At 65.1% G+C, this 10575-nt stretch carries 9 protein-coding genes and 1 pseudogene; all 10 read left to right on the top strand.

The genetic code is table 11. The features are described 5' to 3' along the window. Positions 1-626: pseudogene (locus VM94_RS29290) on the top strand (metal-dependent hydrolase); the annotation flags it as partial. Between the two features lie 112 nt (positions 627-738). Then, positions 739-2490, top strand: a complete 1752-nt coding sequence (locus VM94_RS26855; RefSeq protein ID WP_046686157.1) for a cation:proton antiporter domain-containing protein — start codon at positions 739-741, stop codon at positions 2488-2490. Between the two features lie 80 nt (positions 2491-2570). Next, positions 2571-3479: an ion transporter gene (locus VM94_RS26850; protein WP_046686156.1), complete on the top strand. Its 909-nt coding sequence runs from the start codon at positions 2571-2573 to the stop codon at positions 3477-3479. 49 nt (positions 3480-3528) lie between these two features. Beyond that, positions 3529-4509: a 3-oxoacyl-[acyl-carrier-protein] synthase III C-terminal domain-containing protein gene (locus VM94_RS26845; RefSeq protein ID WP_046686155.1), complete on the top strand. Its 981-nt coding sequence runs from the start codon at positions 3529-3531 to the stop codon at positions 4507-4509. A gap of 10 nt (positions 4510-4519) precedes the next feature. After that, positions 4520-5557, top strand: coding sequence for an NAD-dependent epimerase/dehydratase family protein (locus VM94_RS26840; RefSeq protein ID WP_046686154.1), 1038 nt, complete (start codon positions 4520-4522; stop codon positions 5555-5557). Next, positions 5550-6380 carry an MBL fold metallo-hydrolase gene (locus VM94_RS26835; protein ID WP_046686153.1) on the top strand — a complete coding sequence of 277 codons (831 nt, stop codon included), beginning with the start codon at positions 5550-5552 and terminating at the stop codon, positions 6378-6380. The genes VM94_RS26840 and VM94_RS26835 overlap by 8 nt, the downstream gene beginning before the upstream one ends. Continuing rightward, positions 6377-7681, top strand: coding sequence for a F390 synthetase-related protein (locus VM94_RS26830; RefSeq protein ID WP_046686152.1), 1305 nt, complete (start codon positions 6377-6379; stop codon positions 7679-7681). The genes VM94_RS26835 and VM94_RS26830 overlap by 4 nt, the downstream gene beginning before the upstream one ends. A gap of 14 nt (positions 7682-7695) precedes the next feature. Further along, entirely contained in the window at positions 7696-8319 is a 624-nt protein-coding gene (locus VM94_RS26825) for a phosphatase PAP2 family protein (protein ID WP_046686151.1), read from the top strand. After that, positions 8316-9431 (top strand): sterol desaturase family protein, encoded by a 1116-nt coding sequence (locus VM94_RS26820; RefSeq protein WP_082127923.1) that lies wholly within the window; start codon positions 8316-8318, stop codon positions 9429-9431. Before VM94_RS26825 ends, VM94_RS26820 begins: the two co-directional genes overlap by 4 nt. Then, on the top strand, positions 9428-10546 hold the full coding sequence (locus VM94_RS26815) for a fatty acid desaturase family protein (RefSeq protein WP_046686302.1): 1119 nt from the start codon (positions 9428-9430) through the stop codon (positions 10544-10546). Before VM94_RS26820 ends, VM94_RS26815 begins: the two co-directional genes overlap by 4 nt. Positions 10547-10575 lie beyond the last annotated feature (29 nt).

Genomic DNA, 10575 nt, shown 5'->3' with positions numbered 1-10575 from the left:
TGGGGCTGGGCGCGATCCTGGCCGTGCTGCAGCGGCGGGCTGGCGAACGGGGACGGGGTCCATTGCTGCTGGCTTTCGCGCTGGCCGCCACCTTCATCGGCACGCAGGGCGTGGCCTCGGCCCTCGGCCGTACGCGCATCGAGGCGGCCGTGCAGCGGCTCGACCCCGGCACGCGCGTGTGGGATGTGGCGATGACGGCCTTCCCCAGCAACCCGCTGTGCTGGATCTATGTGTCGCTCGACAGCAAGACGGACGTGTATACCTTGCGGCGCGGCACCCTGAGCCTGCTGCCCGCATCGCTGGCGCCCGCCGCCTGCCCGGCGGGGCTGGCCGAGACGGGCAAGAAGCAGCAACTGGCGCCCGGCATTGCCGTGTCGGCCCAGGCGGCGGGCAGCCTGGCCGCCTTGCGGGCCTTGCAGGAAGACAATTGCTATGTCGATGCCTGGTTCCGCTTTGCACGCATGCCCAGGTTGAATGCGGACAAGCTGACGGACGTGCGTTTCAATCCCGGCATGCAGCCCAATTTCACGACCGTAGAGCTGCAACAGTTCCGCAGCCGGCCATGTCCCGCCTACGTGCCGGGCTGGGACCGCCCCCGTGCGGACATGCTGGCGCCGCCGAAATAGCCAGCGGATATATTGCTTTTTGGCAAAAAATATCGCGTGTGCGCCTGTTTTGCCACGGTCCAGCATGCAATAATTGCCAATTCAGCATGGATATCATTAAGTTAGGATTATTTTGGAAGAGCAGCACGCCTTACCGTATTTGCGAGAAACCCTGCTGTTTCTCGCCCTGGCCGGGATTTTTATCCCGCTATTGCAACGCCTGAAGGTCAACCAGGTGCTCGGCTTCCTGGCCGTGGGCGCCCTGTTCGGCCCGTTCGGCTTCGGCCTGTGGGCGGGCGATTTCACGTGGCTCACGTATTTCTCGTTCGTGCGGGCCGAGCAGGTGAGCGGCCTGGCCGAGCTGGGCGTGATGTTCTTGATGTTCATGATCGGCCTGGAACTGTCGACGGAGCGGCTGTGGGCGCTGCGGCGCTGGGTGTTCGGCGCAGGCGTGGGGCAGGTGGCCGTCAGCGCCTGCCTGATCGGCGGTGTCGCATATTACTTTGGCCTGTCCCTGGAAGCGTCCATCGTGCTGGGCCTGGTGCTGTCGCTGTCGTCGACGGCCGTCGTGATGCAGTTGCTGACCGATCAGCGCTCCCTGCAGACGCCGGCCGGCCAGGCGGGCTTTTCCATCTTGATGTTCCAGGATTTGATGGTGGTGCCGCTGTTCATCCTGATCGACGTGTTCGCCAGCGGGCGCAGCGACGACCTGGCGTATCTGCTCAGCTTTGCGGCCGTGAAATCGGCGGGCGCCATCCTGCTGATCTATCTGCTGGGCCGCAGGGTCATCCGCCCGCTGTTCCAGTTTTTCGTCAAGAAGCACCAGCCCGACGTGTTCATGGCCCTGACCTTGCTCAGCACCCTGGGCATTGCGGGCCTGACGTATCTGGCGGGCCTGTCGATGGCGCTGGGCGCCTTGCTGGCTGGCCTGCTGCTGGCGGAAACGGAATTTCGCCACGAAGTGGAGGTGACGATCGAGCCCTTCAAGGGTTTGCTGATGGGCCTGTTCTTCATGTCCGTGGGCATGCAGATCGACGTGCGCGAAATCCTCAAGTCGCCCGTGCTGATTCCCTTGGCCGTGCTGAGCCTGTTTGCGCTGAAGACCCTCGTCATCAGCGTGATTTTCCGCATCGGCGGCTTTCACTGGGGGCGCGCCGTGGAAACGGGCGTGCTGCTGGGGCAGGGCGGCGAATTCGCCTTCATCGTTGTCGCGTATGCGCTGGGCACGAAATTGATCGGCCCGCAAGTGGCGCAGTTCGTCATGCTGGTGGTGGGCCTGAGCCTGTTTGCCACGCCGGCGCTGGCCAAGGCCGCGCGCGCGTTCGGCAACTGGTGGGAACAGCGCCACCACCACCAACTGGCCGACCTGGCGCACGGCGCGCTGCCGCCGCAGGGCAGCACCGTCATCATCGCCGGTTTCGGCCGGGTGGGGCAGTTGCTGGCCAAGGTGCTGACGGAGCAGGATATCGCGTATGTGGCGATTGAAAACGATGCGCGCCTGGTGACGACCCTGCATCCGCGCGGTTTCCCCGTATATTTCGGCGATGCGTCGCGCGCGGAACTGTTGCAAAAGGTGAATGCGGACCGGGCTGCTGCCGTCGTGCTGACGATGGACCATGCGGCCTCCGTGCTGCACGCCGTGAAATCGATCCGCCGCGAATATCCGCAGCTGCCCGTGTATGCGCGCGCCCGCGACGAGGCCCATGCCGTGGCCTTGATACAGGCGGGCGCCACCCTGGTCGTGCCCGAGGCGCTGGAATCGGCGCTGCAACTGACGGCCACCGTGCTGCACACGGTGGGCCTGTCGGAAGCGCGTACGACGGACATCGTGCAGGCCGAGCGCGACCGGCGCAATGCCGTGCTGCTGGCGAAAAAGCTGTCGTAGTGCTGCCGTAGCGCAACAGTGCGTGTCGCCGTGCTTTGTCAATTATCTATACAATAATAGTATATGAGCACATCAACCACATGAAAGCCGCGACAAAGAGCGGAGCGGCGCCCTTGACGCCGCAGCAGCTGGCGGCGCAGGAAACGCAGCAAAAATATGGCAAGCCCGAGCGGGGCTGGCGCGAGCGGGTGTACACCGTCATCTTCGAGGCGGAAACGCGCACGGGCCGCGCCTTCGATTTGCTGCTGATCGCCGCCATCCTGATCAGCGTGACGGTGGTCGTGCTCAGCAGTGTCGCCTCCGTGGCCGAGCGCTATGGCACCTGGCTGACGGCGCTGGAATGGTTTTTCACCATTTTATTTACCATCGAATATTTCGCCCGCCTGGCGTGCCTGCAGCATCCGGTGCGCTACGCCAAGAGCTTTTTCGGCGTTATCGACTTGCTGGCCATCGTGCCGACCTACATCGGCTTGCTGCTGCCGGGCGCGCACGTGCTGATCGACGTGCGCATTTTGCGCCTGCTGCGCATGTTCCGTATCCTCAAGCTCACGTCGTATGTGCATGAATATACGGTGCTGGGGCGGGCCTTGCTGGCCAGCCGGCGCAAGATCCTCATTTTCCTGTCGTTCGTCATGATGGTGGTCTTTCTGTTGGGCACGGTGATGTACGTCGTGGAAGGGCCGGAAAACGGCTTCAGCAGTATCCCCACGTCGATATACTGGGCCATCAGCACCATGACCACGGTCGGTTTCGGCGATATCACGCCGAAGACCGACATCGGGCGCACCATCGCCTCGCTGATGATGCTGCTGGGCTGGGGCATCCTGGCAGTGCCTACCGGCATTATCAGCGCCGAGATGACGGTACAGCGCAGCTCCAAGCTGGTCACCACGCGTACCTGCCCCACGTGCCTGAAAGAAGGGCTCGATGACGATGCCAACTTCTGCAAGAACTGCGGTGTTGCATTGCCGCCGCTGGCACGCGATTAGCGCGTCAACCCTTCATCAACCGTATTTACTTTACTTTTTTAAGGCTGACATGATTCCAGTTCGCCTGATCGCGACGGGCAAAGCCGTACCGTCGCACAGCGTTACCTCCGAGAGCCTGGACCTGAAACTGGGCCATCCGGCCGGCTACACTTTGCGCAAGAGCGGCGTGCTGTCGCGCTTTGTCGCCGCGCCCGATGAGTCGCAAAGCCAGCTGGGCGCCGCCGCCCTGCTCGACGCGCTGAAGAATGCCAGCCTGCGTCCGGCCGATATCGACTTGTTGATCTGCGCCTGCGGCGTGCCCGAGCAGGCGTTGCCGAATACGGCCTGCTTCGTGGCCGACCATGCGGGCTTGCCGCCCGGCACGCAAAGCTTCGACGTCAACGCCAGCTGCCTCAGCTTCATGGCCGCTTTCCGCGTGGCCGCGTCCATGCTGGCCGGCGGCGCCTACCGCCGCATCGCCATCGTCTCGTCGGACCTCGCCTCGCGCGGCGTCGACTGGAGCGAGCCGGAAGCGTCGATGATCTTTGGCGACGGCGCCGCCGCCGTCATCGTCGAGCGGGGCGACGGCAGCGCGGGCATCCGCGCCTACAAGATGGGCACGTATCCGGAAGGGCGGCGCTACTGCGAAATCCGCGGCGGCGGCACCGAGCGCAACCCGCGCAACGGCTGCGAACCGGGCGACTACCTGTTCCGCATGGATGGCAAGGCCGTGTTCCGCCTGGCTGTCAAGGTGATGCCGGATTTCCTGACGGAACTGATGCAGGAATCGGGCGCGGGACTGGACAAGGTCGACGTGGTCGTGCCGCACCAGGCCAGCCCGCTGGGCCTCGCGCATGCGGCGCGCATCCTCGACGTTCCCGATGCTAAAATCATCAAGATCTTTGAAACGCATGGCAACCAGGTGGCCGCGTCCTTGCCCACCGCCCTGCACGAGGCGGTGATGACGGGGCGGGCCGTGGCAGGCCAGCGTTTGCTGATGATGGGCACGGCCGCAGGCCTGACTATCGGCGGCATGATACTTGACCTGTGAAGGTGGTGTGATGAGGCGGATACTGGTCACGGGAGCGACGGGCGGGCTGGGGCGCAATGCCGTGCGCACCCTGCTGGCGCAGGGCGTGGAAGTGCGCGCCACGGGCCGCAACGCCGCCGTGGGCCGCGAACTCGAACGCATGGGCGCGCAATTTGTCGCGCTCGATCTGGCGCAAGCCACGCCGCGCCAGGTCGACGAACTGGTGCGCGGCATGGACGCCGTCTGGCACTGCGCCGCGCTGTCGTCGCCCTGGGGCGCGGAGCGCGACTTCATCGCCGCCAACGTCACGGCCACGGCCCAGTTGCTGCGCGCGGCCGCCAGCCTGCACGTGGCGCGCTTCGTGCACATCTCCACTCCCGCCATCTATTTCGACTACCGCAACCGCTACGAGGTGCCGGAAACCTTCCGCCCCGACGCCTTCGTCAACGCGTATGCGCGCAGCAAGGCGATGGCGGAAAAGCTGGTGCAGGAGTGCGTCGACCGCCAGCGCGGCATGACGTGCGTGATCCTGCGCCCGCGCGCCATCTTCGGCCCGCACGACCAGGTGTTGATTCCGCGCCTGGCGAGGGTGCTGCGGGAGCGCGGCGGCAAGCTGCCGCTGCCCAACGGCGGCGCGGCCACCATCGACGTCACCTATGTCGACAACGTCGTGCATGCGATGTGGCTGGCCACCGTGCACAAGACCATCGCTTCGGGCGCCGCCTTCAACATCACGAATGGCGAACCGGCGCGTTTGTGCGATATCTTGCGTACCCTGTTTTGCGCCCATCTGCAGCAGCCGTTCGAGATCGTCAGCGTGCCGTACCGCGTGCTGGCGGTGGTCGCGCGCCTGATGCAGTTCGCCTCGCGCTTCACGCGCCGCGAGCCATCGCTGACGCCCTACAGCATCGGCGCGCTCAGTTTCGACATGACGCTCGATAACGCCAAGGCGCGCAAGGTGCTCGGCTACCGCCCCATCGTCAGTCTGCAGGAAGGCATCGCCCGCACGGCGCAGTGGATGCGCCAGGAGGCGGCGGCGCACAAGGTGGGCAAGGAGCGCAATGGCTAGGATTACCGCGTTTCGCGTTGGCCACTGCACCCATCCATCGTGCATGGTCCTGAAAGGCAGCGGGCTGGCCAGCCGCTGCTTCCCCTCGCGCGCCTACCTGCTCGAAACGCGTGCGGGCCTGTACCTGTGGGACACCGGTTACGCCGAGCACTTCCGCGCCGCCACGTCGAAAGGCGTGTACCGCATGTATGCGTGGGTGACGCCGATTTTCTTCGACGAGAACGAGTCGCTGCAGGGTCAGCTGCGCGCGCATGGCGTCTCGCCCGGCGACATCCGCACCCTGCTGCTGTCGCACTTCCACGCCGACCATATCGCCGGCCTGCGCGACTTTCCCGGCGCGCGGCTGATGGCCTCGAAAACGGGCTGGGATGCCGTGCGGGGACTGTCCGGCGTGGCCGCCGTGCGCCAGGCCTTCGTGCCCGAGCTGCTGCCGACCGATATTGCGGAACGCCTGGATTTCGTGGAAAGCGTGCCCGAGACGGCCTTGCCGGCGGCCCTGCTGCCATTCACGCACGGGCGCGACGTCAGCGGCACGGGAGAAATCTATATCGTCGACTTGCCCGGCCACGCCATCGGCCATCTGGGTGCCTTCGTGCTGCAGGACGGCGGCTGGACCTTGCTGGCGTCGGACGCGGCCTGGGTGCCGGAAAGCTTCCAGCAGCTGCGCGGACCGTCTGAACTGTCGTTCATCATCCAGCACAAGCGCGCGCCGTACTACGCCACCTTGAACCGGCTGCACCAGTTGCACCAGTCGGGCAATGCGCAGATCCGCATCACGCACGAAGATACGGTCGACTACATTGCCGTGGCGGGCCGCCCGTGAAGCGTATCGTCTGGCTGTTGCTGTCGTACTGGCGCACGCGCCGCTTGCGCTTTGCGGACCGCGCGCAGCTGGACGCCTACCAGCAACAGCAGCTGGCCCGTTTCATCGATGTGCTGTGCGCGCGCAGCCGCTACTTTGCTCCATACCGAAACTTGCCGCTCGATGCCTGGCCGACGATGAACAAGGCGCTGATGCTCGAGCATTTCGACGCCATGAACACAGCAGGAATCACGTTGGCCCAGGCGATGGACGCGGCCATGGCGGCCGAGCATAGCCGCGACTTCACGCCGGCCGTGGGCGACATCACGGTGGGTCTGTCGTCGGGCACTTCGTCGCGGCGCGCCGTGTTTACCGTCAGCCCCCGCGAAAAAGCCCAATGGGCGGGCGTGATGCTGGCCAAGGCGCTGCCCGACGGCCTGTTCTCCGGCGAACGGGTCGCGCTGTTCCTGCGCGCGAACAGCAATCTGTACACGGCCGTGCGTTCGCCTTGGCTGACCTTTGCTTTTTACGATCTGTTCGAACCGTTCGATGCGCTGTGCGCGCGGCTGGTGCAATACCGGCCATCCGTCATCGTCGCGCCGGCCCAGGTGCTGCGCCAACTGGCCTTGCGCGTCATCGACGGCAGCCTGGCGCTGACGCCGAAAAAAGTCATTTCGGTCGCCGAAGTGCTGGAAGCGCAGGACCGCGCGCTGATCGTGCAGGCATTTGGCGCCGTGCATGAAATCTACCAGGCCACGGAAGGTTTCCTTGCCAGCAGCTGCGAACACGGCGTGCTGCATTTGAACGAAGAGTATGTGCACATCGAGCCGCAGTGGCTCGATGGTGAGCAGCGGCGCTTCGTGCCCGTGATTACCGACTTCACGCGCATCACGCAGCCCATCGTGCGCTACCGCCTGGACGACATCCTGCTCGCGCGCGCCACGCCATGCCCGTGCGGCCGCGCCACGCGCGCCATCGATGGCATCGAAGGGCGCTGCGACGATATGTTGTTATTGCCATCCTTGCCATCAGTGCAAGGCGGCGCACCCGTTGCCGTGTTTGCCGACGTATTGACGCGGGCCTTCGCGCAAGCCTTGCCGCCGGACGCCGATTACCGCCTGGTGCAGTCGGGTGATGCATCCTTGCAGCTGCATGCGGCGCTGGACGATGCCGGCCTGTCCGCCTTGCGCGCGCACTTGGCAACGGTGCTGCAGGGCCTGGGTGTGGCTGTCGATAGCTTGGCCTGGACGGCGAGCAGTGAGCTGCCTTCCTTTGACCCCACCATGAAACGGCGCCGCATCCGGCGCCTTGCCACCGCATGAAATCTGTAGACACCATGACGCTGTATTCCCGCCTGCTGCACCTGCTGGCCGGCTGGGGCAGCGTAGGCCTCGTGTATTTTTCCAGCGATTTGCTGCAAGGGCAGGGGGTACTGCTGCCGGAAACGGCCATCGACCGCGCCATTCCCTACAGCGACTCTGCCATCTGGCTGTATCTGTCTTTCTTCATCCTGATCCCGTACGCCTACCTGACAGCCGATGCGGCCCGCGTGCGCTGGCTGGCGCGCGCCATGGCGCTTTCCGCCGTCATCTGCGGCGTGGTCTTCCTGCTGTATCCGACCACGCTCGCCTATCCGCCCGTGGGCGAGGGCAGCGCCTGGAGCACGCAGGCGCTGCGCATGCTGCAGGCGGCGGACTCCACGCAAAACTGCCTGCCTTCGCTGCACGGCGCCCTGACCTTGCTGTGCGTGTGGGCCTTGTGCGAAAAATACCAGCTGCTGCGCTCCGCGCTGGCCCTGGTGCTGGGCGTGGCCATCTGCTACGCCATCATCGCGCTGCGCCGGCATGTGAGCATCGACCTGGCCGCCGGCCTGGCTGTTGGCATCGCCGGCGGCATGCTGGCGAAAATGCAGGTATCCTTGGCTGCCCGCCGCGCCGTTTCCATCAAAACCGCACCATGATGAATCCATTTGCCCTGTCGTTCCTGATCATGCTGGCCTTCGTGCTGGCCGAACTCTTGATACTCAAATGGGTACGCAAGACACCCGTGCCGTGGAAGGACGTGATCTTCAACCTCAATTCCGGCCATATCCTGATGTGGGTATTTCGCGGCGTGGAGGTGGCGGCCTTCGCCCTGCTGCTGCGCCATGCGAACCTGCACGTCGTCGACCAGTGGCCCGTGGCGGTGCAGTGGATATTCGCGTTTTTTGCCTGGGACCTGTGCTTTTACTGGATGCACCGGCTGCACCACAAGATTCCTTTGCTGTGGGCCGTGCACGTGGTGCACCACCAGGGCGAGCATTTCAACCTGTCGCTGGGCGTGCGCAATTCCTGGTATTCGTCGCTGACGAATTTCCCCTTCATCGCCATCCTGGGCGTGCTGGGCGTGCCGCTGGAAATCTTCCTCGTCGTCTCGTCCCTGCATTACACGGTGCAGTTCTACAACCACAATGCGCTGGTAAACAAATCCGGCATCCTCGATCGTTTCATGGTCACGCCGTCGCACCACCGCGTGCACCACGGCACGGACAAACGCTACATCAACCGCAATTTCGGCGGCACCCTGCTGCTGTGGGACAGGCTGTTCGGCAGCTTCCAGCCCGAACTCGAGGGCGTGGAAATGCGCTATGGCGTGAAGGGCATGACGCCCACGCACAACCCTCTGCTGGCCAGCAACGGCAAACTGTTCAAATGGCTGCGCGCGCGCTTTCCCCACTGGCAGTCGCGCAGCACTTTCCACGTGCCCGAGCTGTTCATCGGCATCGGCGGCGTGATTTTGTTTGGCCTCGTGATCTATTACGTCAACCATGAAGCGGTGCTGGCCGGCGCGCAGCAGGCGATCCTGTTCGCGCTGATTTTCGGCGGCACCCTGGCGCTGGGCGGCTTGTCGGATGCGCGCCGCTGGGGCGCCATCGCCTGGGTGGCCATCGCGCTGGCCATGCCGGCCCTGTACCTGGGCTGGTATGGCGCGCGCGATGTGTGGGGCATGGTCTTCCTGGCCGCGCTGCTGGCGCATGGCCTCGATGGCGCGCGCCGCCTGTGGTGGCCTGCCGCAGCGGGGACGCGCGCGTGACGCAGCCTGTACCTTCGTTGCCGCCGCTGCGCTTCCGGCCCGCCCGCGATTCCGCCTTCCGCCGCGAATTGCGCGCCCGCGCCGACGCCTACCTGGCGGATGAAGGAACGCACCGCTTCGGCGACGCGCGCCTGCATGCGAAAACCGTGTTCCTGGCCGCGCTGACGGTGGGCCTGTATGCGCTGGCCTTGAACGCCGACGGCACCTGGCCGTTTGTCGCCAGCTATGTCGCCTGCCTGGTCGCGGCCATGGCGCTGGCCATGAATACCCTGCACGATGCGGCTCACAGCGCCGTCTTCCGCCGGGGCTTCCTGAACCGCGTGCTGATACGCCTGGTGGGCTTGCCCGTGGGCGTGGATACGGATTTCTGGACCATCCGCCACGTGCACTTCCATCACACGTATGCGAACGTGGAAGGCTATGACCTCGATACGGAACCGAACCCCTTCCTGCGCCAGACGCCGTTCCAGCGCTGGTCGCCCCAGTACCGCTATCAATACCTGTACTGGCCCGTAGTGGCGGCCCTGTCGCTGCCGTACCTGAACTGGTATGGCGACTGGCTGGACCGCTTCGGCAAGACGCCCGTGGCCGCGCACAGCCGCTTGCAGGGCTGGCGCGGCTGGCTGTCGTTCCTCGGCTGGAAGCTGGGCCACGCAGCGCTGGTGCTGGCGCTGCCCATGTGGGTGCTGCAGCAGCACGGCATAGCCTGGAACGTAGTGCTGGGCGCGTATTTCCTGGGCCAGATGATCGCCTCGTGCGCGCTGGTGGCGCTGATCCTCGGCACCCACTGGGCCGAAGTGGAATTCTTCCAGCCGGGCGCGGACGGCACCTTGCCGCACGATTGGTACCAGCACACGTTTTATACGGCCTGCGACTGGACGCCGAAACCGCGCGCGCTGCGCTGGCTAGGCTACTGGCTGGGCGGCCTGAACCTGCACCTCACGCATCACCTGTTCCCCACCTGGAACCACCGCCATTACCCGGCGCTGGCGCGCATCCTGGTCGAACTGGCGCCGCGCCACGGCCTCGTGTACCGCGAACTCGGTTACGGCCAGCTGCACGCCTCGCAGCAGCAGTTCCTGCGCGCCATGGGCCAGCCACCCTCAAAGTCCTGACGAATCGAGCTTGACTCGGTTTCCGTTCC

It is taken from the genome of Janthinobacterium sp. KBS0711, from assembly GCF_000988085.1.
Classification (GTDB): domain Bacteria; phylum Pseudomonadota; class Gammaproteobacteria; order Burkholderiales; family Burkholderiaceae_D; genus Janthinobacterium; species Janthinobacterium lividum_E.
This window is presented reverse-complemented; position numbering and strand designations above follow the sequence as displayed.